This is a genomic window from Methylobacter svalbardensis (assembly GCF_037671525.1).
Taxonomy (GTDB): Bacteria; Pseudomonadota; Gammaproteobacteria; order Methylococcales; family Methylomonadaceae; genus Methylobacter_A; species Methylobacter_A svalbardensis.
Genome location: NZ_JAWPOH010000004.1, coordinates 54433 through 79970, shown reverse-complemented (window position 1 = coordinate 79970; position 25538 = coordinate 54433). Strand labels below are relative to the sequence as shown.

Here is a 25538-nt window from a genome sequence, read left to right as displayed (position 1 = left end):
ATGCTGATGAAGGAATCCAAACATAAAACTGAATTTACCGAATCGCTTGATCAGCAAGTCAAACGAAAGCTCAAGGCGCGCGAGCAAAAATCCCATCATGTCTGGTTTGGACTGGGGATGTTCGGCCTAATCGGCTGGTCGATAACCATCCCCACGGTAGCCGGCATTGCATTAGGCTTATGGATGGACAAGCGCTGGCCGGGGCAGGTGTCATGGACGCTGACGATGATGCTGGTCGGCGTGGTCTTGGGTTGCATGAATGCCTGGCGCTGGATAGGCGAAGAGAGTCGCGATGATTGACGGTTTATGGGCTATTGGTGTTTTGGTTTGGGGAGCGCTATTGGGGTTGATGTATTTCGGCGGACTCTGGTTAACCTTGCGTCGGCTGACGGAAATCAAGCGCCAGACCATTTGGGTGCTGGGCAGTTTGGTCATTCGTAATGTGCTGGCGGTTATCGGTTTTTTTCCGGTAGTCAAGCAGGGCTGGCAATATGCGTTAATTTGTCTGGCGGGGTTTATTCTGGTTCGATTTATATTGGTGCGATGCATTTCGCCGGAGCCGCGTTAGCCACTACTGGCGGTGGAGTGCAGGCATCCCGTGCAAAGCTTGCACTCCATGTTATCGGTGCTTATTGGTTAGTGTGCAATTTGGCAGTATAGAACGATAAGGTTCAAAGCCAACTTTATGATTTAATAAGGCCTGAGCAGTGACTAAAAATCTTGTAAAGGCGAGGGTTTACCATGCTGAATAATCCGGATCAGATCATTTTATGGCAATACGATGTCATTAAAATCAATGCGACGCTGGCATTTACCTGGGCGGTGATGGCGCTCCTGGTTGGCGGCAGTTATTTGATTACCCGCCGGTTATCGGTAGACGCGCCGATCTCACGGTTTCAGAATCTGCTGGAAGTTATTGTTGTCGAGGCTAACAAGCAAATTCGTGAACTCAGTCAGCAGCAACCGGAACGCTATCTTCCGTTGATCGGCACCCTGTTCTTGTTTATTTTTGTATCCAATGTGTTGGCTGTCGTGCCCGGCTTCATGCCGCCGACCGGATCGCTATCGACCACTACCGCACTGGCATTGACTGTTTTTATTGCGGTGCCGGTTTACGGCATCTATCGGGTCGGTTTATGGCGTTACCTTAAACAGTATTGTCAGCCGAATGTGTTCATGCTGCCGTTTAACATTATCGGTGAATTGTCCCGTACCTTGGCTTTGGCGGTGAGGCTTTACGGCAATATTATGAGCGGCACCGTGGTCGCCGGTATTTTGCTCGGTATTACACCGTTGTTTTTTCCGATTGCGATGCAAGTGCTCGGATTGCTGACCGGAACCATTCAGGCCTATATATTTTCAATATTGGCTATGGTTTATATCGCATCGGCAACGCCTAAAAGTGCGCGAAATCTTTAATGGCATTGTCCCCCATTATTTAATTTAAGGAGTACAACATGACAGAATTAAGCCTGATTGCGGTCACGTCGATTATTACCGCCGGATTGACCATGGCCATAGGTGGAATAGGGCCGGCATTAGGCGAGGCCCGCGCTTTGGCTCAGGCGTTGAGCGCCATTGCCCAGCAGCCGGATGAAGCCAACACCATTACCCGGACGCTGTTTGTGGGGATGGCGATGGTCGAATCGACGGCTATTTATAGTTTGGTTATCTCGATGATCCTGGTTTTTGCCAATCCGTTTTGGGATTACGCGATAAGCCGCGCCGGGGGGTAATTCATGGCGATAGACTGGTTTACCGTCGGCGCCCAGATGATCAATTTCCTGATTTTAATCTGGCTGCTTAAAAAGTTTCTTTACCGCCCCATCATCAAGGCTATGGCAAGCCGGGAGCAGGGTCTGGTTGATCGTCTGCAAAGTGTAGAAATACAAATGAGCGAGGCGGAGCAACTTAAAAAACAGTATGAAGTCAGTCTGCAACAATTAGATAGCGACAAAAATAACATCCTGGCCGAGGCAAGACTGCAGGCCGAAACCGATAGAACCTTGCAGCTGCAAAGCCTGAATGACGAACTTCAGCAGGAAAAAAAGCGTTTTGACGAAGAAATGTACCAGCAACAGCAGGAATTGGGCGGTGTTATTAATAGGGTTATCGCTGAAAAAGCGCTACAGCTGGGGGGTAAAATACTCTCAGGCCTTGCCGATCAGTCGCTGGAGCAGCAGATAGTCGAACATTTTTTGCAAAATTTGGCCAAGTTGCCGGACGACGAGCAATCGGTGTTGCAACAAGCGTTAAGCCAAGACGATGCGGTAACCATCATCAGCCGGTTTCCGTTGGACGAAACCCAGCGCAGTAAAATTCGCAGTCGCGTGGATCAATTGGCGACAGTTCGCGAGATGGTTTTTGAGCTCAATGAGCAGCTCATATGCGGCATTACCTTGGAAGCAGGCGGCAGAAGCTGGGAATGGAATATTGATCGTTATCTGGCAGAGCTTGAAGTCGAGCTGTTAAAGCCGCTTGAGTCGTGAGCAAAGATGAACAATTATTTTGAACAATCTTTGCTGCAAGCCACAGGACGCCTAGACGACGTGTTGCAAAACGACAGCTTTGCGTTGCAGGCGCGGGAAGTCGGGCGCGTCATGCAGGTCAGTACCGGCGTGGTGCGGGTCAAAGGTTTGCCGAGTGCCAAAGCCATGGAGCTGTTGCGCTTTGAGAACGGCGTGATGGGCATCGCTTTTAATCTCGATCCCAACGAAATCGGCGTGGTATTGCTGGGTGAAAAAACCGACCTTAGCGCCGGCAGCCGCGTCGAACGTACCGGTAGGGTCGTCGATGTGCCGGTGGGCAAAGCGCTATTGGGTCGAGTGATTGATGCACTGGGACAGCCATTGGATAATGCAGGCGCCATCAACACCGATTTGCGCTGGCCGATAGAGCGGGAAGCGCGACCGATTATCGAGCGGGCGCCGGTTACCGAACCCTTGCAAACCGGGATTAAGGTTATTGATGCGCTGATCCCGATAGGTCGGGGACAGCGGCAGTTGATTCTGGGTGACCGCCAAACCGGCAAAACCGCCATTGCGATCGATACGGTGCTCAATCAGCACGACAAAAATGTCATCACTGTTTATTGCGCCATCGGGCAACGCGGGTCGGCGGTGGCCAAGGTCATTGATTGCCTGCGTAAAGCCGAGGTACTGAAAAACAGCGTGGTTCTGGTCGCCTCCGGAGAATCGACGCCCGGTCTCCAATATATTGCCCCTTATGCGGCGACCAGTATTGCCGAGTGGTTTATGGCTCAGGGCAAGGATGTGCTGGTGATTTATGATGACCTGACCCGGCATTCTCATGCTTATCGTGAGTTGTCTTTATTGTTGCGTAGGCCGCCGGGACGCGAGGCTTATCCGGGCGATATTTTTTATCTGCATTCAAGGTTGTTGGAGCGGGCGACGCATTTAAAGCCTGAGTTCGGCGGCGGCAGTTTGACGGCCTTGCCGATTATTGAAACCCAGGCTCAGAATCTTTCCGCTTATATCCCGACCAACCTTATTTCGATTACCGACGGTCAGGTTTACCTGTCGCCGACGCTATTTCAAAAAGGCGAGTTGCCTGCGGTCGATGTCGGTAAATCGGTGTCTCGCGTTGGCGGCCAGGCGCAGCTTCCGGGTTATCTGAATGTGTCCGGTCAGTTGCGCCTGGCCTATGCGCAATTTGAAGAACTGGAAGCCTTTTCCCGTTTCGGTACCCGTCTGGATGATGCTACCCGGCAGAGTATCGAGCGTGGTCGCCGGGTCAGGGAAATTCTGAAACAGGATGAAAACAAACCGCTGTCGGCGTTCGAGCAAATCGTGGTGTTGATCGCTGTGAATGAAGGCCTGTTCGATAACCTGCCGGTTGCCGACATTAAAAAGCTGGGCTATCGATTGGGCGATGCGCTGCTTAATCAGCTGGCGGTACAACGGGAAAAAATCCAGGTCGGAGAGCGGCTTAGCGACGAAGATAAGGCACTGGTGCTGGATTTTGCCGGCGCTGTACTAACACCTGAGTCAACGGTTGATCATGCAGACGCTTGATGCAATACAGCGGGATATGGATACCGCCGCCGATTTGCAATCCATCGTCCGCACCATGAAAGCGCTGGCCGCCGTCAGCATCCGGCAATATGAACGCGCACTGGAATCGCTGACCGATTACAAACTGACCGTCGAAATGGGCTTGCAGGTGGTGTTGCAAGATCACCAAGCCGTGTTAACCGGACAGCAAAAAAAACAGCATCTATGGACAGGCGCTATCGTGTTCGGTTCCGATCATGGCTTGTGCGGTCGCTACAATGAAAACATTGCCGCCTTTGCGATGGATAAACTGGATAAAGCCGGAGTCGAACGCCGACATCGTCGTATTCTGGCAGTGGGTGCGCGGGTCGATGCCTCTTTAAGGGGGATGGAGCAGGGCGTTGAGGCGCTTTTTTTTGTTCCCGGTTCGGTCACAGGGATTACTGAAACGGTTCAGCAAATACTGTTACACATCGACAGTTGGCAGCAGCAAGGCATTGAGCGGGTGCTGCTGTTTCATAACGCGAATCAGCAACGGAAGACTTATATCCCGCAAGCGCTGGCGTTGTTGCCGGTTGATCTTTCCAGCTTTAATCGCCTGAATACCAAACCCTGGCCGTCCAGATCCCTGCCTACCTTTACGATGGACAGCGAGCAGCTGTTAAGTTCGCTGATTCGTCAGCATCTTTTTATCCTGCTTTTTAGCGCCTGCGCCGAATCGTTGGCAGGCGAACACGCCAGCCGACTGGCATCGATGCAGGTTGCGGAAAAAAACATCAAGGAGCGACTGGAGCTACTGACGGCGCTATATCGTCAGCAGCGCCAGAATCAGATTACCGAGGAATTGCTGGATGTGGTATCGGGATTTGAAGCATTGGAAGGTAAAGCCGATGAGTCAGGTTAATGGCTTGGTCAAGTAGATTACAAAGTATTTAATGATTGTGGGTGGGGCGATTTTAGTCGCCCAGTCAAACTGCTTAATCGGCGACTAAAGTCGCCGCCACATTAGATGACAAAGTTGTGACAATCGTAAAAATTCCATTAGAATCGTGGTTTGGCAAAAGACCGGGCATACGAGAACAATAAAAAGCCTGGTCTTGATGTGTCGTCTATTTCACCTTAACGCGGAGCTTTCTTTTGCAATTTTCAAACGGATTTTTCATTCAATTTATTCGCTTAGCGGGGCCTTTTTGGCATTCTGAAAACAAGTCCACTATCCGCAGTCTTGCGCTGGCTTTATTCATGCTCACCCTGCTACAGATCGGTATTGCCGTCGTCATCACGGTGTGGAGTGCCGATCTTTTTAATGCGCTTGAACAGCGTTCAATGACCGGGTTATTCATGCAGATCGGCCTTATCGTGCTGATTTTTGCCGCTAATATAGCGGTTACTACTGCACATTTTACCATTAAGCGCCGTTTGCAACTCGATTGGCGAAGCTGGTTAACACACCGATTGATTGGCCTATGGATGACCGATGGTCGTCATTATCTGGTCACACATATTCAGGGGGCGCACGATAATCCCGATGGACGAATTGCTGAAGATATTCGTATTGCGACTGAAGCTGCTATCGATCTTTGCCATTCCTTAATCTATTCCTTATTGTTACTTATTAGTTTTACCAAAATTCTTTGGGCACTTTCCGGTACCGTTATACTGAATCTGGGATTTGTTGAAATACCTATTTACGGGCATTTGGTCTGGCTGGCTATGATCTATGCGGCTTGCGCTTCCTCATTGGGTTGGTGGTTAGGTCGACCTTTTACTCAGGCGACTGATGCCCGGCAAACCGTAGAAGCCAATTTCAGGTTTGGTTTGGTCACTGCACGAGAAAATTCCCTGGCGATTGCGCTGGTTCATGGCGAAGTCAATGAGCGAACCCGTTTCGTTAGGCTTTTTAAGGATATTGTCCACGCCTGGCAGCGACAAACCCATACCTGGGCGCATCTGTTCATGCTGACTTCCGGCTATTCGGTGTTGTCGATGGCGTTCCCCATTCTGGTGTCTGCGCCTCGCTATATTATGGGGAGTATCACGCTCGGGGCCTTGATGCAATCGGCCCAGGCATTTCAGCAAATGGCTGGAGCCTTGTCCTGGCCGGTTGATAATATGGCCAAAGTCGCAGAATGGCGGGCTTCGGTTGAGCGGGTATTGGGATTGGTTAATGGACTGGATCAGCTGGAGCAGGAAATCGCCCGTCATGGTCCGCACCGGATTCATCTGAAAAAAACCGAAAAGGATGTTTTGCGTTTTTGCGATTTGTCTATTACCAGGCTTGACGGCATAGTGTGTGTACCGACTATGGATTATGAAATCAGACCGGGGGAGCGCGTACTGGTTACCGGCAATGCCTTTACCGGCTCCAAGCTGTTCAAGGCGATAGTCGGTCTCTGGCCTTGGGGAGAAGGGGTAATTGAGTTACCCAGCGATCCGGTGTTTTTTATGCCGCCACGACCTTATTTACCCACAGGAACTTTGCGGGCGGCAATCTGTTATCCGTCAACCCACATAGAATATACCGAGTCTGCGCTTGCAGAGGCGCTTGAATGGGTAGAGTTGGACGAATTGCAGGAGCAACTTGATCATGTCGATAATTGGGACAGCGCACTTTCCCGCGAACAACAACAGCGCCTGGGAGTAGTTCGCTTGCTGTTGCAGCAACCCAAGTGGATCTTGTTGCAAGAGTCGCTGGACTCGCTGGACTCCTTACGCGAAATGAAAATGCTGAAGTTGATAGCCCAAAAACTGCCTGATGCCGCGATCATGACAATTACCAACGAACCACTTGCAGAGGCGTTTCATCAGCGGCGGATTGTGCTGTAACGGCTGCTGTCTTTAAGGAATAATAAAATGAAGCATGACTTTGATAATAAATACGGTAAAAAAGTGCGCGGCGTTAATCTGGGCGGCTGGCTGGTTCTTGAAAAATGGATGACGCCCAGCGTCTTCGAAGGTTTGGACGCGGTGGACGAAACCAGCTACTGTGCCGAACTCGGAGTCAAGGCCGAGCCGGTGCTTAAAAAACACTGGGACAGTTTCATCACTCGCGAAGATTTCGTCTGGCTGGCCAATGTCGGCATCAACGCGGTGCGGATACCGGTAGGCCACTGGATATTCGGCCCCGATTATCCCTACCATGCCAGCTATGGCGAAGTTACCCAACCCTTTGTGTCTGGCGGCATAGCCGTTCTTGATCGCGCTTTCGATTGGGCAGAAGAACTGGGCTTGCTTATCGTGCTGGATTTGCACGCCGCGCCCGGTTGCCAAAACGGTTTCGATAACGGCGGCATCAAGGATGTTTGCGAGTGGCACACCAAGCCGGAATATATCGAACACTCGCTAAGCGTGCTGGAGCGACTGGCCGAGCGTTACCATAGTCGTCCGGCCTTGCATGCCATTGAAGTATTGAATGAGCCGCGTTGGGATATAGACACCGAACTATTGAAAAAATACAACACCGACGCCTATCACCGCATCCGCAAATACTGTCGCTCCGAAGACGTTGCCGTGGTTTATCACGACGGTTTCCGGTCATTTCGCGAATACACCGGATTCTTGACCGAACCGGAGTTCAGCAATGTGATGCTCGACATCCATCGCTACCAGTGTTTTGTCCGCGAAGACATCGATACCGATATATACGGCCACATGCAAAAGGCCTGCGTCGAATGGAAAAATGAAGCCGACGACATCATCAACGAATTCGGCTGGACCTATGTCGGCGAATGGAGCCTGGGGCTGGATTTAAGAATGGTGTCGCTGTGGGCAGAGGGACCGTTCAACCACGCTTTGCAGGAAATGGACGACTTCCAAATGGATGTCGCGTACCGGGGCTACGCCGCCGCCCAACTGGCTACTTTTGAAAAATATCTCGGCTGGTTTTTTTGGAGCTACAAGACCGAAACAGCGGCGGCCTGGAGTTTTCGCGATTGTGTGGACAGGGGGTGGTTTCCGGCCAAGTTCGATTGATCGTCATAAAGGCGTCTGCTTTTGGCAGCGAATATCTACCTGAATGAGCTAGACCATCTCATAGGCGAAAAGTATCGCATGGTGCGCTATGCGGATGACTTTGTCATCTTAACGGCCAGCGAAGCAGATGCTGAAGATGCGCTGGCTGAAGTGAGGGGATGGATGGCAAGCCATCAACTCGAACTGCATCCTGAAAAGACCAGGATAGTCAACGAAACTGATGACCCGAACGGATTTGACTTTCTGGGCTACACCTTCAAAAAAGGCATGCGGCTGGTGCGCAAGAAAAGCCTTATGGCGATGCGAGACAAGATCAGGCTGCATACCCGGCGAAGTCAGGGAGTTGGAATAACAACCGTTATCGACAGGCTCAACCCGATACTACGCGGCTGGTTTAATTACTTTAAACACGTCAAGAAGGGTGAGTTGAGAGCAATGGATGGCTTTGTACGACGCAGATTACGAAGTATTTTGCGAAAGTATCAAAAGAAGGGAAGGGGAACGGGAAGAAATAGCCAAGACCATCAGCAATGGACAAATGCCTACTTCGCGAGCATGGGACTTTTCACAATGGTTGAAGCCCACGCGGAAGCGAGCCGACCCCGATGAGGAAACTATCGACTGGAGAGCCGTGTGCGGGAAAACCGCACGCACGGTTCGGAGGGAGGGGAGAGTCGAGAGACTCTTCTCTACCCCTATAGAACACAGGGATGTGATAGGCGACCATACGGAAAATAACTTAAAAAGTAGAACTACAGCCCATCTTGTTGGCCGCACAAAAAATCATTAGCCAGCCAATCAGCATGGATATACAATGAAAATCTGTATATCTTTCCAGCACAGGAGTTTGTCATGCAAGTCGCAAAATGGGGCAATAGCCTGGCTGTAAGATTGCCCGCGCCGGTGGTCGAAGCGCTTCAGCTTAAAGAAGGCGATGACATCGAGATTCATATCGCCGGTGAGCGGGTTTTCGAAATTGAGAAAAAGCCCAGTCCGCAAGAGTTGTTAGCCCGATTGCGCAAATATCGGGGGCGTTTACCCGCCGACTTCAAGTTCGACCGCTTGGAAGCTCATGAAAACCGATAGGCCGTTTTTCGATACCAATATTCTGTTGTATTTACTGTCCGAAGATAACCGCAAAGCGAACCGAGCCGAAGCGATTATTGCTTTGGGCGGCATCATAAGCGTCCAGGTGCTCAATGAATTCGCCTCGGTCGCATCGCGAAAACTTGGGATGAGCTATGCCGAGATACGCGATGTGTTGCGGGCGCTACGTGCCGTATGTCAAACCCAAGCGCTGACCGTCGATACCCATGAACGGGGACTGGATATTGCGGAGCGATTCGGTTTTTCCCTGTACGACAGTATGATCGTTAGCTCAGCGCTTCAATCCAGCTGTGATATTTTGTATTCCGAAGATATGCAGCATGGTCAAGAAATCGATGGTCAAGTGGTGGTTATAAATCCTTTTTTGGATAAGTAAGGAAGAACCAACACGGCTTTTAGCATGCATTGTTGAAAATAACCATGAAATATCTATAGCTGGTAGTTTTGTGGGCAAGATACAAGACCTGGAGCTTTTTTGCTCACCCTGCTCCTTACAAACTTTCAGGATCCTATCCCAAAATTTTCAAATCTGCCTTAGCCTGTGCCACTTGTTTAGCGACTGTTAGAACAGTCGTTTGCATTTGTTGTCTTTGATGTAGTGCTTCATTACGAACTTGAGATAATCTCCCAATCCCAGCTAAGAGTCCCGCTTCAATCTGTTGTCGTTTGATTGCAAAACTTCGGTTTAGATCAGAAATATCCACTGGGTCAATTCCTCTTTTAGGGTCGAAAACGAACCCTCTCATTAGCTCAGCTTGCCATTTAAGAAGTTCGGCTGCATAACTTTGACCAAAACCTTTAATTCCAATTATTTTCTGTTTTGAAACATCGGCTGCGGTCTCGATACCATAAGAAGCTAAAGTAGCTTTTCGAGTCGGTCCAATTTTTGGGATATTATGGTTTGAGATAAAGAAACGATTTAGAAATCGGAATCGTTGTTGTGTTTGGATGTTGGCTTGTAACTTTTGATATTCTTGATTATAAAGTTTACCTAAATTTTCGTATTCACTACGTAGAGTGCTTAATTCTTTTTGTACAGACAAAAACTTTGAGTCACCAGCTCCATTTTGCCATTGATTATAAATTGTATTGTATTTTTGTTGGACAGTTGTCAAAGCCATTTGACGCGTTTGTCTCTCCTCTTTCTGTCTTTCAAACTTGAAGAATGCAAATAGTCCTGTTAAATCAGTCGGAATAGGTTTAGGTGTCACATTGATGCTGGCAAGATCAATGTGTGGTGCTGGGCCCGGTGAGCTAATTGCCATAATACGCGTCCATACTTGCTCAAGATTGAAGTCGTTTGGTGTTGTTGAGACAGAAACATTTGGAATAAAGAAATAAATCGCTGCTCGTGATTCCAACGCACACCAAGGGCAAGAGCCTAGCTCACCAAAATACTTATGTTTGGATTCTTGCCTGCATGTCCGTAATTGATCTTTTAGGCTATCGAGGGTTTGAAGCCACATTTTGGCGGAAGGCCTAGCGTCAGCTTTTATTCCTAGCTCTGAAAAGGCACCTTCAAACAATGCAGAGAGTGTATAGGGTAAGATAGATAGCGGTAGGGTATTCGGTGGTGGCGACATTTCCTTGATGTTGGTATTTTTACCGTAAGCAAAACGAAATTCTTGAATTGCTTTCTCAATGGGCATTTCCCCATGCCCTGAATATATCCCTGCAAAGGGGTGTCGCCCCATCATAAGTAGATGGAATAGCAAAATGGCGAGACCAAAATTGTCATGATTTTTGGTTCTATGTATTCCATGAAAAGATCGCCCCTGTAATTCGGGAGGAATGAAATGCCCTACGCCGACTTCACAGAGATAATGCTTTCCAGCCACTGTAATTTGAAAGGAATCGCAGTCTATGAGTTTGACGATGCTGTTTGTGGCAACGAATATGTTACCTTGATTGATATCGCCGACAACATGTCCATGACTGTGAATAGTTTCGAAGGCGGCAGCAACATTCCGAGCTGCATTGATTAGAAAAGCCCAGTCCGCATGTGGAAAAAACTGTTTTCGGTGAGCAGGCCCGTAAAGTTCATGAATTGGTTTGTAACCAATCACTTTGGGCATAATAAATCCACGAATCGGCCCATTAGCATTTTGGTGTAAAGTAGCAAGTGGCCAAGCTGCAATCTTTCCCAGTCGCTCATCACATCCTTGAACCATTGCTCTAAGTTTGGCTTGTTTCTCCGGTGGTAATGGTTTGTGATATATCTTCGCAGCAAAATCATGTCCCAATACAGGAACTTCGTAAACCTCACCCTCTCCACCGCTACCTAATTTTGGGCCTAGCGGTATGCGTTGTCCAGATTCTTTGAAAAGATCATTCATGCGGTGAGTCGCGTAGCCAAAACGAGTGTTTTATCGTCATCGGTTCGCGCATTAACTGCTGGACTGTTTAGAAACTGCTTAAGCTGCTCACTAAGAATGTCGCAAAGCTCTGGGGTTTGTTTGCGCAATACTGAAAACATTGGGTCAAAAAAAGGCGGATGTGGGCATTGTTGCTCAAATGATAGTGCTAAACGCTGAATCCCATCAGTAAAAACAGCAATTTCTTTAAATGACATATTACTAATTTGAATACGAAGATTGGACAACGCATCTTGATCTGTTACGAAATAAGTCATATTGGCGAATTCCCCTGACTCAGGCCAGAATACAACTCCCTGTACATTGTTCACCGATAACACGATAGCCCCGTCCCCAATTTGGAAAAAGAGACTTTGGTCACACCCAATTACTGCGCCTAAAAAAGTACAAGCGAAATCTCTAACTGTGAGACCATCGGCTTTGGCCTTATCGGAGATAACATTCCGAATGTCTTCGGTCCATGTAACTACACTTTGCTCAGTAAAAATAGCCTCAGACTCTCTTTCTAAAGAAGTGCTAATACTGAAGATAGCTGTTTTACATGCCAGTTCTGCGCCCATACCCCCTTCTTTGGCGCTGCCGGCACCATCTGATACCAATACGACTAAGTATTCTTGGTCGTCAACTGTGCGAATAACATCTGCGTAGCAGCTATCTTGACAGAGATTGCCGGATTTAATATGCGATGTGCCTATAGTAGAAGCTAAAATAGTCTTCCACGTCATACTTCAGCCCATCCTCGCGGAGATGCCAGTGAAACAGCAGTACCGGGAGCAGAACGAGAAACCCCACCCATCGAATCCGATAACCATTTAAAAAGCTCCCAGAATTTAAGACCTTGTAGTTTGAGGGGCTCACGATCAACATTAATTTGACGCAAAATGTTCATATCTGCGCTCCCTATGCCGACTGCAAAAAATACAAACGCTTTAGAGTTTTCACCTTCCTTAATCAAAGCCGCTGCCGACCGCCATTCATCAGTAGGCGCACCATCAGTGATAAGAACTACCCAAGGGCGATAGTACGCAATACCATTAGCTCGATATTCGTCTTTGCGTTGCCGAAGCATATCCAAACCCTGCTTGATAGCGGCTCCCATCGGCGTATCACTGTTTGCCGTAAATATTGGCGGGAAAAAGTTTGGAGCTGTGTGGAAAGTGCTTTCAATTTTGACCGGGCCGAAAGTAACAACGGCTACTTCAACTCGCTTCATGGCAATGGAGTCCGCCATAAGAGCATTTTTGAAATCCGTAATACCAGCATTGAGTTGATCTATTGGTGCGCCGGTCATGGAACCGGATGTATCTAAAAGAAGGAGACAGGGGCAACGCGGCTCAGGATTATCAGCAAAACTATCTGTGCCAAAAGGCATTTGCTCAGCAAAGGTGTAATCATTCATGAATTAATTCCTGTAATTGAAGTCGTTTTTTAGAGTTTCTTGTGTGTGCGGTCATGTTTCACAATTATTGTATTCGCCCAGAAAAGGGATGAAAGCCATCAGGTGGAGTTTAAATAATTTGAGTGAGAGTTTATACTAAAATGGTAAATGGGCGTGATTGCTTTGACAGCGCCAACCCGGTAGGGGCGCATCGCGCGCCCTACTAGGCTTTTTTGGTGTTCAGAACTGTAGGGTGGATTCGCCGTAAGGCAATCCGCCGCAACTTCGGTAGGCTGATATCGGCGTTGTGCGTCTGTGACGGTTTGCTATCGCGAAACCATCCTACGAGCTAAATGCGTCATCCGATCCAATAGACGGTTGATAGCCTATTCCTCATCAATAGCTAAATCCGGGTAACTCAACAATTCCATCCGAGTGATGGCACTAAACCCGCAAGCAGGCAGACTGATGCCGCTTAAAATAGAGATAGCTTCGTCATTGCCTTTAAGCAAACCCATGATGGTATTGGTGTCAAGCAGATAACTAAGACCATTCATCACGCATCGCCTGTTGAATCTCTAATGGGTTGCCGCTAAATGAGGGGGAGTTTTTTAGTATCCCGGCAAAGTCGGTCAGTAATTCAGGCTGCTCGGCATGGTGGGCTTGTTGGGTGCTGCGATAGACTAGCGCCAGGTTTTTTAATAATTGCGCCGGGCTAATATGCTCATGCTCTGCCAATTCATTAAGCAGGACAGCCGTTTCATCGTCTAATTCTATGATTGCCATGGTTTATATCCCCCTTTTAAAGTTTGTAGCTTATGCTTCATCACTGGGAAAAGTAAAATTTTCTTCAAATTCGCGCGAGCCTTTTTTAGCCGTTCGGCATCTTGCCAAGTTGTAAGTCAGCGATTTTTAATAACTTGACTCGTTATGACTGCCGCTTAAAACTTTCTAAAATCATAATTCAAAAACGAATCATCAGTTAGAGTCATTTCGAAATGATGCGCTTATTTTTAACTAAGCCATGCCTTGCTGCTACAATGCGCCCATCTTAAACTGCACAAGAAATCAAAAAATGGATGTAATCCAACGCATTGCTGAAGAATTAGCCGTCAACGTCAAACAAGTCAGCGCCGCTGTCAACTTGCTGGACGAGGGCGCGACTGTTCCGTTTATTTCCCGCTACCGGAAGGAAGTGACCGGCGGTTTGGACGATACTCAATTAAGATTGCTGGAAGAGCGTTTGGGCTATTTGCGCGAACTTAACGCGCGGCGCAAAACCATCCTGGACAGCATCGCCTCTCAAGGCAAGCTGACGCCGGAACTGGAAAAAGCCATCAACGACGCCGACACCAAAACGCTGCTCGAAGATTTGTATTTACCTTACAAACCCAAGCGCCGCACCAAAGCGCAGATTGCCCGCGAGGCGGGGCTTGAGCCGCTGGCCGATGCGTTGTTGGATGACCGCAGCCTGATTCCTGAGCAAGCCGCTGCCGCTTATATCGATGCAGAAAAAGGCGTGCCGGATGTTGCCGCTGCCCTGGATGGTGCACGGCAAATCATCATGGAGCGCATTTCTGAAGACGCCGAACTGTTGGCCGAATTGCGCGAGCGCATTTGGCAAAAAGGCATAGTCCACGCCACGGTTGCGACCGGCAAGGAACAGGCCGCTGAAAAATTTAAAGATTATTTCGATTACGAAGAAGCCATCAACAAAATCCCTTCGCACCGGGCTTTGGCATTGTTCCGGGGGCGCAATGAAGATATGTTGAATCTAACGCTTAAACCCGGCGCTGACGATAAAGCGGAGCACGATCTTTGTGCCCAGTTTGTCGCCCGTCGCCTGAATATTACCGACAGTTCAAAACCGGCCGATGCCTGGCTGGCGGAAACTGCGCGTTTCGCCTGGAAAATCAAGCTGTACACCCGTATCGACCTGGATTTGAAACTCAGGCTGCGCGAAGCCGCCGAACTGGAAGCGATTCGGGTTTTCGCCAGCAATTTACGGGATTTGCTGCTGGCCGCACCGGCTGGGCCAAAAGCGACGATGGGCCTGGATCCCGGCATACGCACAGGTGTCAAGGTTGCTATCGTCGATCCGACCGGAAAAGTACTGGGCACGGACACCATTTATCCGCACCAACCGCGCAAGGACTGGGATGGCTCGATAAACACGCTGGCAAAACTGATCGAAAAGCACAAGGTTGATTTGGTCAGCATAGGCAACGGCACGGGGTCTCGGGAAACCGACCAGCTGGTGGCCGATGTGATGAAACAGCATCCCGAATTGAAGTTTACCAAGATCACCGTGTCGGAAGCAGGGGCGTCGGTTTATTCCGCGTCCGAACTGGCGGCCAAGGAATTCCCTGAGCTGGACGTGTCTTTGCGCGGTGCGGTTTCGATCGCCAGACGTTTGCAGGACCCGCTGGCGGAACTGGTCAAGATCGATCCCAAATCGATCGGCGTCGGCCAGTACCAGCACGACATCAATCAGGTGCAGTTAGCCAAAGGGCTCGATACCGTGGTCGAGGATTGTGTAAACGCGGTCGGCGTTGACGTGAATACCGCATCGGTATCGCTGCTTAAACAGGTGTCGGGCCTGTCTGCCAGCATCAGCGAAAATATCGTCGCCTTCCGTAACGAAAACGGCCCGTTTGCCAATCGCAAGCAACTGAAAAAAGTGCCGCGCTTGGGCGACAAGGCTTATGAACAGGCGGCGGGATTCCTGCGCATCATGAACGGCGACAACCCGTTGGATGCGTCTTCGGTTCATCCTGAAGCCTATCCCGTTGTCGAAGCCATTATCGCCGGCACCGGAAAATCCATCCGCGATTTGATCGGCCAAAGCCAATTCTTACGCAGCCTGAATCCTGCTAATTACACCAATGAACATTTCGGTTTGCCGACGGTGACTGACATCTTGCAGGAGCTGGAAAAGCCCGGTCGTGATCCCAGGCCGGAATTCAAAAGCGTGGAGTTTAAGGCAGGCATCGAGAAAATCACCGATCTTGAAGTCGGCATGAGGCTGGACGGCGTCGTCACCAATGTTGCCAACTTCGGCGCGTTTGTCGACATCGGCGTACACCAGGACGGGTTGGTGCATATCTCCCATTTGTCCGATACCTTTGTTAAAGACCCCAGGGATGCGGTTAAAACCGGCGACATGGTCAAAGTGACCGTGATGGAGGTCGATGCTCAGCGCAAACGCATTTCCTTGTCGATGAAAACCAATCCTGAAGCGAGTGAAGCCAGACCCGAACGGAATAATCAAAAGCAGCCGGTGCATAAGCCCAAACAGCAGGCTCCAGCGCAAGGCTCAATGGCTAACGCCTTTGCCAAGGCGCGGATCAGTAAATAATTTTAGCTCTGCTATACTGGTTTCATTATTAATACACCACCAGGATTTGATATGCGTAAATTCAGTCGTTTTTTCGTGCCTCTTTTATTTGCCGGACTGTTTACGGCCTATGCGCCAGTGACTCAGGCCGAAATGCAGCAACAGGGTTATGGCAATACGACCTATATACCTGTGGATAGGTCGCAATGCCGGAGTTATGGCAGCAAGGTCGGCAACAAGGCGTTGAATGCCTTTGCCAACCTGACCACCGGCGTGCTGGAAATTCCCAAAAATATCATTAACACGACCAATAACAGCAACATTTTTTATGGCGTTGTCGGCGGCTTATTTAAAGGCTTGATTAATACTGGTGGGCGCATAGGCGTAGGGATTGCCGATTTAGTGACCATACCGCTTCCTACCAAACCTATCGCTCAGCCTGAGTATATCTGGGAAGATTTCGATATAGACACCACTTACGGACCGGTATTCCGTTTGGATAAATGTCAAGAAGAGTCCCCCGCCGTTCAAGCGCCGATCCCGGAGCCGGTTTTAGCACCTGCGGTAATCGCGCCCAAACCCGAGCCGATTGATAATTCAAAACAGTACAATCAGGAAACCAACCAGAAACTGGATACGATATTCAAAAAGGAAATGATGAAATAACGCATCGCCATTTAAAGCAAAAAAGCCCGGAAGCGGCAACCTACCGGGCTTTTTTATTTGCCGTTATTTTTGAATTGCGTGTCTGAGCTGAAATCACTGGCAACAAAATTCGCACTATCCTCAATCAGTCCTATAAGCTTGCTACGCACGATTACAGCAGCACGTCTAGTATTGGCGCAACTTTGTTCAGCGGTCACGAACGAACTGCAGGCGAGCTGCTGAAAAATGCTGATATTGCGATGTATCAGGCCAAAACGTCAGGCCGCAATGCCCTTCGTTTCTTCAATCCGTAGATACAGGAGGCCATCACTGCCCGATTTTCACTGGAAGATGAGCTTCGTAATGCTCTAGGAAAAATGGGGCGCTTTCCTTTTTAGGGTATTCAACTAGAATGACACCATGCCAAGATTAAGTAGAACAGTATTCGTCTTAGGCGACTTAAGTCGCCCCCACAAATGTCACTCGCCAAAATTCAGGAAAGTCATTTCTCGCCGTATTCTCACTCCCTCACTCTATAGCGACGCCGGCCGCTTTCACAGCTATTGCCAAGAGATATTGGGCATTGAACCGAAGCAAGGAGATTTCTCAGCGGATTTCGTGTCGATTGTAAACATAAAGCCGTAACGAATAATGAAATTTATTTTTTCAATGGGTGGATTGGCCACTCTAAACCTGGTTATTGCCATGGCAATCCAGTGGCTTGTTTTGGTTTATATAGGGCCGGGCGCCGAGACGGATGCCTATTTTTCGGCACAGGTGCTGACGCTAATTCCGCTGATTATTTTGAGCGATATCCTGATCAGAGTCTTGGTGCCCTTGCTGACGGGGTTAGCCAAGGAAAACTTAACCGGCGCCGTAAAAGCATTGCTGCTACAGTCATTGTTTGTCTTTATTGTCGTGGCGGCCGTGCTGGCTTTATCGGCTTCCCTTTGGGTTCCGTTGTTATCGCCGGGACTTTCGGGCAAGGCGCTCGACCTGACGATTGAAATGGCTGAAGTGATGTCGGCGACTCTGGTTTTTGGCGGGATGACGACGGTGCTGAAATCGGCTTATTATGCCGAGCAGCGTTTTATTTATCCGGAGCTGTCGCAAGTTATTGCCAGTCTTGCCGTGCTGTTAGGCGTGTTCTATGCCATACCCGTTTACGGTATCGTAGCGGTCGCCTGGGGGGCTGTCATACGCTGGGCGTTATGGACGGCAATGTTGTGCAAATGGATCGACTGGCGTGTTCATTCGGTATATGACCGGGCGATGACTAAAAGGGTCTGGCAACGCATGCGCGCCTTGCTATATGGCGCATCCATTTACAAAACCGGCCCTATTATCGACCGCTATCTGGCCTCATTGGGCCCTGTAGGCAGCATCAGCTTGCTGACCTTCGGCAATCAGCTTTACGGGGTATTTTTGGCGCTCACGGATAAAGTCTTCGCCACGCCTTTGCTGTCGTTTGCGGCAAAGCACAGGAAGTTGGGCGATACTTCTCTGCTTTGGCGCAATTACCGGCAAAAACTGCTGCTGACCGGAACAATGGCGCTGGTCGTATGGGCGGTGTTTGCTTTATGCGGGCAATGGGGGCTGACTTTGCTGGTCGGCTACGGCAAATTCGGCGCCGAACAAATCAATATGCTGTGGCAGCTTATGGTGGTGCTGGGCGGTATGCTGGTCGCAGGTGTGGCGGGCCAGCTGGCGAGCAATTGTCTTTACGCCTTGGGCAAAACAAGCGTGGTAGTCAGACTGGCGATGGTCAATTTTTTTATTTGCGCAGCGATTAAAGTCGTGGCGTTTAATGCCGTCGGCATTGTCGGCATCGCGATCGGCATAGTCGCTTACCAGGTATTGAATGCGGTGTGTTTGCATATTGTGCTGGTGCGCGAATTAAAGCAAGTCAGTCAATTGCCTTGAGATCGTCTGGTTAAAAGCCATTGATTTGTCATATAATGTTTTAGCTAGTGTCTATTGTGGCCGATAGCGATATTTAAAAAACCGGGAATTTTATGATTCGTATCATTATAGGTTTCGACCAGCGAGAGGCTGTCGCATACCATACATTTTGTCAGAGCATTCTGGAAAAGGCTTCGGAGCCTGTTTCATTTACGCCATTAGCATTAAACTCTCTCAATGCTTACCGGGAAATCCATACAGACGGGAGCAACACCTTTATCTATTCGCGTTTCCTTACTCCTTTTCTGTGCGATTTTCAGGGCTGGGCGATTTTTGCCGATGGCGATATGATTTGCCGTGACGACATCGCCAGATTGTGGGCATTACGCGATGAAAGCAAAGCCGTGTTATGCATCAAACATGACTACAAAACCAAGGAGCACAATAAGTACCTGGGCAATAAAAACCTCGATTATCCCCGAAAAAATTGGTCCAGCCTGGTTTTGTGGAATTGTTCTCACCCCAAACATAAAATCCTGACGCCGGAATTCGTCATGCAACAAACAGGCGCTTTCCTGCACCGCTTCACCTGGCTTGATGACAATGAAATAGGCGAACTGCCCAAGGAATGGAACTGGCTGGCAACTGAATACGACGACAATTACGAGGCGAAACTGCTGCATTATACGCTCGGAACGCCTTGCTTCAAGGATTATTGGGATGCTGAAATGGCGGGCGAGTGGCATGACTGTCATGCGCGCACACAAGACGGCATACTGGTGTAAAAAAACAAATAATTGCCCTGACCCGAGAAGTTCGTTTAGCATGACCATTCCGGCTTATCATAAATTGTCCACTTTTCTGGGCCACATACGCCTCTTTGCAAGGAAAGAATCCGAATCCTATCATTTGTTCATCATTGATGGGCCGAATGCTATTAAAATTTCGGCATTGCTGGTCAACAGCGGCACGCCCCTTACGCTCAGATTCATCGCCTCGGCACACTATCTGACTCGGCTGGATGAAACGGATGCATCGCTAAAACAGCGCATGGTCGGCTGGCAGGTATCGACGCTTTTTAAAGGCGCATGGCGCTATTTGTGTGCTTGCAAAAATGCGCCGCACAAAATCCCCCCTGTTTCAGAGCTTAGGGCATTAACCAGTCGTGAATGCATAGAGAGCCACATAAAAAGCAATCTTCGGCAAATTAAATCGGTGATCGTCTTTAACGAAAGAAACCCTTTTCCGGCCTATGCCGTAGCCAGCGCAAAAAAACATGCCATCGCCACAGCCTGCATCCAGCATGGCGCGATCGTTGAAAATTATTTTCCGGTTTACGTTGATGCGTATTTTACCTGGTCTGATTATTATTCCCGGCTTTTAGAACGGCGCGTTCCGGGACTCAAGACAAGTTGTATCGGGCGTTTGGGCTATCAGATACCATCGCCTCCGCCGCGAAGCGAAAAAACCAGCTCGCTGTTAATAGTGTTACAGCCCGCCGACGTCAGCATTGCCGGAGATGCGCTTTTGTCGCATTTTCAGCAAATCCTTGAGGTCTGTTACCGCTTTTTTGATACCGTTACCCTGCGCCCTCATCCCAGCGACAACATCATGCCTGATATCGCAGCGTTCATAGGCAACCGCTTTTTTTCCGTTGACTCGGGGAGTCTTGACGACGCCTTATCCGCGCATGCCATCACCATTTCCCTCTACTCCACGGTTTTATTTGAAGCGCCGCTGTTTGATAGCGTGCCCGTACAATATCTTGCAACTCATTTGTCCGGCGAACTGATGGAGCGATCCGAACTACGGGCCGAATCTCCGGAAGATTTACACGCTATTATAAAAAGCCTGCAAGATAAAACATATTTTGACGCCTGTCTGGATAACGCAAAAAAATACGCCGAACAGCGTATGACGTCCGGCAATAGCGCTGCTTTATTTAGCGTACTTGAACAAAACGCGAACCTCTGAAAATACTATGACTGCGGGAGTATTACAAAGAATACGTTAGACTCTCCAAACACCGTTATAGATGCAAAAGAAAGCCGATAATCTCATTCTAAAATTACAGATGATCCTAAACAGTGCATGCTGACATCAAACTAAACCCCTCGCGGAAGGTGTGGGTTCTTGCTATCATTGAACATCAAAATGATAGGCTAATATCCTAATAGGTCTTGTTTTTAAGCGTAATTGCCCGGCCGGCAGTATATGAAGCTGGGCATTGAATTTAAAATTGGGTTTACCAGACTCAAAAACTAATGAGACGGCATGAATCGCCGCCTTGTCCCCAAAACTTTCCGGACTATATTGCTTAATGATCAGGCGCTTATATAATTGGATTAGATATAGAAACAACCCGATCGGCTATTTCAGAAAGCAGGGTGTAACTTTTGGCGATAATTGCCGGTTAATCGGTAAAAATGATTTCGGTTCGGAACCCTATTTGGTAACGATCGGCAATCATGTCAGCATCACTACCAGCACATTTGTTACCCATGACGGGGGCGTCTGGGTTTTTCGCGAAAAATCCCCCTCTATCGATATAATCAAGCCGATCAAAATAGGAAATAATGTCTTTATCGGTGCTGAATGCTTGATTTTGCCGGGCGTCACGATAGGTGATAATGTCGTTATTGGCGCAAGATGCGTCGTCACTAAAGACTTGCCGGCAAATGCTGTTTACGCGGGCGTTCCGGCAAGGTTTATCAAGACAATCGATGATTATTGGAACGGTATGCAGGCTAATATTGTTCATACAAAAGGCCTTTCTAGAGCTAAAAAAAAGGCCTTTTTAATGCAACAAGCATCATCAAAATACAATCATGACTAAAAATAGCTATCAAAAACCATCGCAGCAAACTCAAGAGGAAGCGTTGAAAATAGCCAGAGGAACCCAGCGTCCAGCTCAAACTAAAGAACAGACTAGGCTGATTGCCCAAGGCATTCAAAAAGGAATTGATTTATACAAAAAACAACAAAAAGAAAAAGCCAGGGATTTGAATAGAAGACTCAAGAGAATATCAAGTCAAAAGGAGCAATCGATTGAGTCGGATGATCATGAAATGCAAGAGAGAATAGTGTATCGACAGCATTGGCTTCCTTGGCTGCTACTGATTCTGACATGGCTGGGCGTGGGTATTTACTTTTTCGTTTAAATCTAAGCATTATTTTTATGCAGTATGGGAACCGGAGTAAAAATGAAAAAACCAAGAGACCAGTGATGTAAGCATACTGCCCCCTAGTCATTCCTTGCGGAGCATAGAAGTTTATTCGGAAAATAGAAAAGATTGCCGGCAGGTCGTTACATTACCGTCCTTTAGGTCGTCCTAAAAATGATGAGGATAGCAAAAAAGCGTAGCGACCCTTTCCCCCTTTTTCATTGGATTCAAGCGAAACCAGAACGCTCCCAAGCATCCACTCGCCGTTCATATCTGCTATAGGCTCGCTCTGCTAATTTATACTGCTTATCCACGCCATTTGTTAGAAAGTCGGGAGTGTACTGCTTAAGTTTTGAGATTTTTAAATACAAAATCCAAGCATCATCGGCCAGTTGTTTCAGCATTATTCACCTCACATATATTATTTTTATCTGAAGGCTAAGACTAACGCATATACATGACGGCATTATGACGCCGCCTTATATAACACAATACCAACGAGTTAATCGATTAGGTTAGTGTGAAGAAATTCGATACATGGGCTGAATGATCTACGAGCGGCCGCTTCTGGCCGTTATGCAAGGCTATGCATAATGGCCGATAGCGGACAATTTATAGTTTCAGCTATTGCCGGCAGAGGGTTGAATCAGGAATCTATAACGTCAGGTTAAATCCAGGCTATTACCGCATGCCATCGTTCACTTAACCCGGCGGCCAGGTCATTTGCCTGCCACCCAGCAAATGTAAATGCAGGTGATAAACGTCCTGCCCGCCGTGCTTGTTGCAGTTGAATACGGTTCTGTAGCCTGTTTCAGCTATGCCTTCCTGTGTAGCCAGCTTTACCGCCGTCTGTAATATTTGGCCTGCCAACAGGGTATCATCCAGATCATTCAGGATTGCAATGTGGCGTTTCGGGATAATCAGGATATGTACCGGAGCCTGGGGATTAATGTCCCTGAAAGCCAGGACATTTTCATCTTCAAAAACTATATCCGGATTGATGACACCGGCAACCATTTTACAAAATAAACAATCGGTCATGGCTTTTACCTGTTGTGGGTTGGTGAGCGATCATGCGATCGTCTTTACATGCCTACGCGGCCATTAAATGCATGCGATAAAGTGCCGCTGTCGGTAAACTCCAACTCGCCGCCCATCGGTACGCCGTGGGCGATTCTGCTGGCCGGTACCTGATGTTTCCTGGCCAGTTCGCCGATAAAATAAGCGGTCGCTTCGCCTTCGACCGTGGAGTTGGTCGCCAGTATCAGTTCCTTGATATGGCCTGTTGCCAGCCGTTGTTCCAGTTGATCCAGGCCGAGTTCGTCCGGTCCTATGCCGTCCAGCGGCGATAACCGGCCATGCAGCACAAAATAGCGCCCCTTGAAAGCGGTGGCCTGATCGATAATCCAGACGTCGGCGGGGCTTTCGACGATGCAGATGATGGCATCGTCTCTCGACTTGTCTGCGCATATTGAACAGACATCGCCTTCGGTCAGGGTGCGACATTGATTGCAGTGGCCCATTTTTTCAATGGCCAGCAGCAGCGTTTGGGCCAGCATTGTTGCGCCGTTGCGGTCGCGCTGAAGCAGATGGAATGCCATGCGTTGGGCGGTTTTGGGGCCGACGCCGGGCAAGCAGCACAAATTCTGTATTAATTGCCCCAGTAAGCCGGATTTTTTCATCTTAAAAAGGCAGTTGGAATCCGGGAGGCAGCGGTATTCCGGCGGTGACATCGGCCATTTTTTCCTTCTTCATTTTTGCGACTTTGTTGACCGCGTCGTTGATGGCCGCCGCAATCAAGTCTTCCAGCATGTCCTTGTCATCGCCCAGCAGGGACGGATCGATGGTTACCTTTCTGGCTTCGCGTTTGCCGGTCATCAGGATGGTTACCAGTCCGCCGCCGGACTCGCCCATGACTTGCATCGCGTTCAGCTCTTCCTGCGCTTTCTTTAGGTCTTCCTGCATTTTTTGGGCTTGCTGCATGATGTTGCCGAGTGCGTTTTTCATGTGTTTTTCTCCATTATCGTTATAGGGGGCTGCTTAGATTGGCTCTATGGTGCCGGGCATGATCCTGGCTCCCAGGTGTTCTTTTAATGCCAGAATATTTTCGTCTGAATTAATCGCGTCAACCGCCGCCTGTTGTTTGTCTTCGCGCGCCTTGGTCAATTGTACGGCGGGTGTGGCGACCGTGGTTTTTTCGGTCGTAATCACCAGTTTCAAAGGTGCTTTGCGATAAGCTTGCAACGCCTTTTGCAGGTTTTCTTCGGTACGGCTGCTGCGCAGTTGTTTATGTCCGGGATCCAGGATCAAGGTGCAGACAGTATCGTCAATATTTTCCAGTACGCAATTATGAGCCAGCTCCCGTGTTAGGCCGTTAATCTTCATCGCGGCAACCATTTCCGCCCAATTGGCATCGTGGTTTTGCACAACGGTTTCCGGAGCGCTTTTTTCGGAGGCAACGGCGGGTTGTTTCGTTACTGTCGGTTTATAAACAGGTTGAGCCTGCGGTTTGTTAATGGCCGGATGAGTCTGTGCCGGTTTAACCGGTGCCGATGCTATGCCGACCGGTCTGAAAGTCAGCATCCGCAACATGACCATTTCAAAGCCGCTGCGCGGGTCGGGCGCCAAATCCAGGTCGCGTTGTCCTACCAGACCTATCTGATAATAAAGCTGCACATCTTCCGGGGTCAGTTTGGCCGCCAAGGCCGCAATCATATCCTGATCAAAATCGTGATCAATGGCTCCCGGTATTTGTTGCAGCAAGGCGATGCGATGCAGGACTTGCAAAATCTGTTGCAGCACATCGCTAAAGTCCGGCGTTAAATTGGCTATCTCGTTTATCTTATCGAGTATCGCCGCCGCATCACCCTCGGCCAGAGCCGTTAATATGTCGTCGACCGGTTGCTGGGCTACCGTGCCCAGCATCGCGTTGACATCTTCGGTGCCGACTTTGCCGTTGCCGTAAACAATGGCCTGATCCAGCAGACTTAAGCCGTCGCGCATACTGCCGTCGGCGGCGCGGGATAATAGTTTTAACGCGCCGGATTCGGCTTCAATGTGTTCCTGTTCGAGGATGAATTCCATCTGGGTGAAAATCTGACTGGGCAGTAAGCGCTTGAGATTAAACTGCAAACAGCGGGACAATACGGTGACAGGGATTTTGTGGGGATCGGTGGTAGCCAGCAGGAATTTTACATGCGGGGGCGGCTCTTCGAGCGTCTTCAACAAGGCATTGAAGCTGTGCCCGGACAGCATGTGTACTTCGTCGATCAGGTAGACTTTATAGCGGCCGTGATTGGGCGCATATTGGGCGTTGTCGAGTAAATCGCGGGTGTCTTCGACCTTGGTGCGCGATGCCGCATCGACTTCGATTAAATCCAGAAACCGGCCTTCATCCAGATCGCGGCACACGCTGCATTCGCCGCAAGGATTGAAATCCTGGAGATTTTCGCAATTAATGGCTTTGGCTAAGATTCGGGCGATGGTGGTTTTGCCTACGCCGCGCGTTCCGGTAAATAAATAGGCGTGATGCAGTCGGTCATGTTGCAAAGCGTTCATTAACGATTTGACGACATGTTCTTGTCCGACAACTTCGGTGAAATTATGGGGACGCCATTTTCTGGCGAGAACCTGATAATTCATGGC

The 25538-nt window shown here is 48.9% G+C and carries 30 protein-coding genes; 20 read left to right on the top strand and 10 right to left on the bottom strand.

Annotated elements, in window-relative coordinates; translation table 11 throughout:
- The first annotated feature begins 6 nt into the window (after positions 1 to 6).
- The 12 genes from RW114_RS02885 (at position 7) to RW114_RS02830 (ending at position 9468) form a co-directional block, all read left to right on the top strand.
- A complete protein-coding gene (locus tag RW114_RS02885; RefSeq protein WP_340121206.1) occupies positions 7 to 300 on the top strand; it encodes an AtpZ/AtpI family protein in 294 nt (97 codons plus the stop codon).
- Positions 293 to 568, top strand: a complete 276-nt coding sequence (locus RW114_RS02880) for an N-ATPase subunit AtpR (RefSeq protein ID WP_340121205.1) — start codon at positions 293 to 295, stop codon at positions 566 to 568. Before RW114_RS02885 ends, RW114_RS02880 begins: the two co-directional genes overlap by 8 nt.
- A 173-nt stretch (positions 569 to 741) precedes the next feature.
- On the top strand, positions 742 to 1419 hold the full coding sequence (locus RW114_RS02875; protein WP_340121204.1) for a F0F1 ATP synthase subunit A: 678 nt from the start codon (positions 742 to 744) through the stop codon (positions 1417 to 1419).
- 38 nt (positions 1420 to 1457) lie between these two features.
- Positions 1458 to 1736, top strand: coding sequence for a F0F1 ATP synthase subunit C (locus RW114_RS02870; RefSeq protein ID WP_340121203.1), 279 nt, complete (start codon positions 1458 to 1460; stop codon positions 1734 to 1736).
- Between the two features lie 3 nt (positions 1737 to 1739).
- Positions 1740 to 2489 (top strand): F0F1 ATP synthase subunit B family protein, encoded by a 750-nt coding sequence (locus tag RW114_RS02865; RefSeq protein WP_340121202.1) that lies wholly within the window; start codon positions 1740 to 1742, stop codon positions 2487 to 2489.
- Between the two features lie 6 nt (positions 2490 to 2495).
- On the top strand, positions 2496 to 4034 hold the full coding sequence (locus RW114_RS02860) for an alternate F1F0 ATPase, F1 subunit alpha (protein WP_340121201.1): 1539 nt from the start codon (positions 2496 to 2498) through the stop codon (positions 4032 to 4034).
- On the top strand, positions 4021 to 4917 hold the full coding sequence (locus RW114_RS02855) for a F0F1 ATP synthase subunit gamma (RefSeq protein WP_340121200.1): 897 nt from the start codon (positions 4021 to 4023) through the stop codon (positions 4915 to 4917). Before RW114_RS02860 ends, RW114_RS02855 begins: the two co-directional genes overlap by 14 nt.
- A 233-nt stretch (positions 4918 to 5150) precedes the next feature.
- The gene (locus RW114_RS02850) at positions 5151 to 6839 is read left to right on the top strand and encodes an ABC transporter ATP-binding protein/permease (RefSeq protein WP_340121199.1); all 1689 of its coding nucleotides are present in this window, start codon (positions 5151 to 5153) and stop codon (positions 6837 to 6839) included.
- Positions 6840 to 6866: 27 nt separating this feature from the next.
- The gene (locus RW114_RS02845) at positions 6867 to 7985 is read left to right on the top strand and encodes a glycoside hydrolase family 5 protein (RefSeq protein ID WP_340121198.1); all 1119 of its coding nucleotides are present in this window, start codon (positions 6867 to 6869) and stop codon (positions 7983 to 7985) included.
- 21 nt (positions 7986 to 8006) lie between these two features.
- Positions 8007 to 8594 carry a group II intron maturase-specific domain-containing protein gene (locus RW114_RS02840; RefSeq protein ID WP_340121197.1) on the top strand — a complete coding sequence of 196 codons (588 nt, stop codon included), beginning with the start codon at positions 8007 to 8009 and terminating at the stop codon, positions 8592 to 8594.
- A gap of 243 nt (positions 8595 to 8837) precedes the next feature.
- The gene (locus tag RW114_RS02835) at positions 8838 to 9071 is read left to right on the top strand and encodes an AbrB/MazE/SpoVT family DNA-binding domain-containing protein (protein WP_031437733.1); all 234 of its coding nucleotides are present in this window, start codon (positions 8838 to 8840) and stop codon (positions 9069 to 9071) included.
- On the top strand, positions 9058 to 9468 hold the full coding sequence (locus tag RW114_RS02830; protein WP_340121196.1) for a PIN domain-containing protein: 411 nt from the start codon (positions 9058 to 9060) through the stop codon (positions 9466 to 9468). The genes RW114_RS02835 and RW114_RS02830 overlap by 14 nt, the downstream gene beginning before the upstream one ends.
- Positions 9469 to 9601: 133 nt before the next feature.
- Here RW114_RS02830 and RW114_RS02825 read toward each other — a convergent pair whose 3' ends face one another.
- From RW114_RS02825 to RW114_RS02805, 5 genes are all read right to left on the bottom strand, one after another.
- On the bottom strand, positions 9602 to 11428 hold the full coding sequence (locus RW114_RS02825; protein ID WP_340121195.1) for a helix-hairpin-helix domain-containing protein: 1827 nt from the start codon (positions 11426 to 11428) through the stop codon (positions 9602 to 9604).
- Positions 11425 to 12192, bottom strand: coding sequence for a PP2C family serine/threonine-protein phosphatase (locus RW114_RS02820; protein WP_340121194.1), 768 nt, complete (start codon positions 12190 to 12192; stop codon positions 11425 to 11427). The genes RW114_RS02825 and RW114_RS02820 overlap by 4 nt, the downstream gene beginning before the upstream one ends.
- On the bottom strand, positions 12189 to 12866 hold the full coding sequence (locus RW114_RS02815; RefSeq protein WP_340121193.1) for a vWA domain-containing protein: 678 nt from the start codon (positions 12864 to 12866) through the stop codon (positions 12189 to 12191). The genes RW114_RS02820 and RW114_RS02815 overlap by 4 nt, the downstream gene beginning before the upstream one ends.
- Before the next feature lie 365 nt (positions 12867 to 13231).
- Complete coding sequence (locus RW114_RS02810; RefSeq protein ID WP_340121192.1) at positions 13232 to 13402, bottom strand: PIN domain-containing protein; 171 nt, start codon at positions 13400 to 13402, stop codon at positions 13232 to 13234.
- Positions 13389 to 13631, bottom strand: a complete 243-nt coding sequence (locus RW114_RS02805) for a hypothetical protein (protein ID WP_006892177.1) — start codon at positions 13629 to 13631, stop codon at positions 13389 to 13391. Before RW114_RS02805 ends, RW114_RS02810 begins: the two co-directional genes overlap by 14 nt.
- A gap of 289 nt (positions 13632 to 13920) precedes the next feature.
- Between RW114_RS02805 and RW114_RS02800 the strand changes: the two genes are divergently transcribed.
- The 8 genes from RW114_RS02800 to RW114_RS02770 all read left to right on the top strand — a co-directional run bounded on the left by RW114_RS02800 (position 13921) and on the right by RW114_RS02770 (position 21890).
- On the top strand, positions 13921 to 16203 hold the full coding sequence (locus tag RW114_RS02800; RefSeq protein WP_340121191.1) for a Tex family protein: 2283 nt from the start codon (positions 13921 to 13923) through the stop codon (positions 16201 to 16203).
- A 51-nt stretch (positions 16204 to 16254) separates the two neighbouring features.
- Positions 16255 to 16848 carry an exosortase system-associated protein, TIGR04073 family gene (locus RW114_RS02795; RefSeq protein ID WP_340121190.1) on the top strand — a complete coding sequence of 198 codons (594 nt, stop codon included), beginning with the start codon at positions 16255 to 16257 and terminating at the stop codon, positions 16846 to 16848.
- Positions 16849 to 16940: 92 nt separating this feature from the next.
- Positions 16941 to 17141, top strand: a complete 201-nt coding sequence (locus RW114_RS20930) for a diguanylate cyclase domain-containing protein (RefSeq protein WP_422614779.1) — start codon at positions 16941 to 16943, stop codon at positions 17139 to 17141.
- Between the two features lie 337 nt (positions 17142 to 17478).
- The gene (locus tag RW114_RS02790; protein WP_340121189.1) at positions 17479 to 18750 is read left to right on the top strand and encodes a lipid II flippase MurJ; all 1272 of its coding nucleotides are present in this window, start codon (positions 17479 to 17481) and stop codon (positions 18748 to 18750) included.
- 92 nt (positions 18751 to 18842) lie between these two features.
- Positions 18843 to 19514 carry a glycosyltransferase gene (locus tag RW114_RS02785; protein WP_340121188.1) on the top strand — a complete coding sequence of 224 codons (672 nt, stop codon included), beginning with the start codon at positions 18843 to 18845 and terminating at the stop codon, positions 19512 to 19514.
- Positions 19515 to 19554: 40 nt separating this feature from the next.
- Positions 19555 to 20703 (top strand): hypothetical protein, encoded by a 1149-nt coding sequence (locus RW114_RS02780; protein WP_340121187.1) that lies wholly within the window; start codon positions 19555 to 19557, stop codon positions 20701 to 20703.
- A gap of 475 nt (positions 20704 to 21178) precedes the next feature.
- The gene (locus RW114_RS02775) at positions 21179 to 21565 is read left to right on the top strand and encodes an acyltransferase (RefSeq protein ID WP_340121186.1); all 387 of its coding nucleotides are present in this window, start codon (positions 21179 to 21181) and stop codon (positions 21563 to 21565) included.
- Positions 21558 to 21890: a DUF2956 domain-containing protein gene (locus RW114_RS02770; protein WP_340121185.1), complete on the top strand. Its 333-nt coding sequence runs from the start codon at positions 21558 to 21560 to the stop codon at positions 21888 to 21890. Before RW114_RS02775 ends, RW114_RS02770 begins: the two co-directional genes overlap by 8 nt.
- A gap of 230 nt (positions 21891 to 22120) precedes the next feature.
- Here the strand turns inward: RW114_RS02770 and RW114_RS02765 are convergent, their stop codons facing one another.
- The 5 genes from RW114_RS02765 to dnaX form a co-directional block, all read right to left on the bottom strand.
- Positions 22121 to 22297, bottom strand: a complete 177-nt coding sequence (locus RW114_RS02765; RefSeq protein ID WP_340121184.1) for a hypothetical protein — start codon at positions 22295 to 22297, stop codon at positions 22121 to 22123.
- A gap of 298 nt (positions 22298 to 22595) precedes the next feature.
- Positions 22596 to 22934: a histidine triad nucleotide-binding protein gene (locus RW114_RS02760; protein ID WP_340121183.1), complete on the bottom strand. Its 339-nt coding sequence runs from the start codon at positions 22932 to 22934 to the stop codon at positions 22596 to 22598.
- 44 nt (positions 22935 to 22978) lie between these two features.
- Positions 22979 to 23575 carry a recombination mediator RecR gene (gene recR / locus RW114_RS02755; protein ID WP_340121182.1) on the bottom strand — a complete coding sequence of 199 codons (597 nt, stop codon included), beginning with the start codon at positions 23573 to 23575 and terminating at the stop codon, positions 22979 to 22981.
- 1 nt (position 23576) lies between these two features.
- Positions 23577 to 23900 carry a YbaB/EbfC family nucleoid-associated protein gene (locus tag RW114_RS02750; protein WP_340121181.1) on the bottom strand — a complete coding sequence of 108 codons (324 nt, stop codon included), beginning with the start codon at positions 23898 to 23900 and terminating at the stop codon, positions 23577 to 23579.
- Between the two features lie 33 nt (positions 23901 to 23933).
- Positions 23934 to 25535: a DNA polymerase III subunit gamma/tau gene (gene dnaX, locus RW114_RS02745; RefSeq protein ID WP_340121180.1), complete on the bottom strand. Its 1602-nt coding sequence runs from the start codon at positions 25533 to 25535 to the stop codon at positions 23934 to 23936.
- Positions 25536 to 25538: the final 3 nt, after the last annotated feature.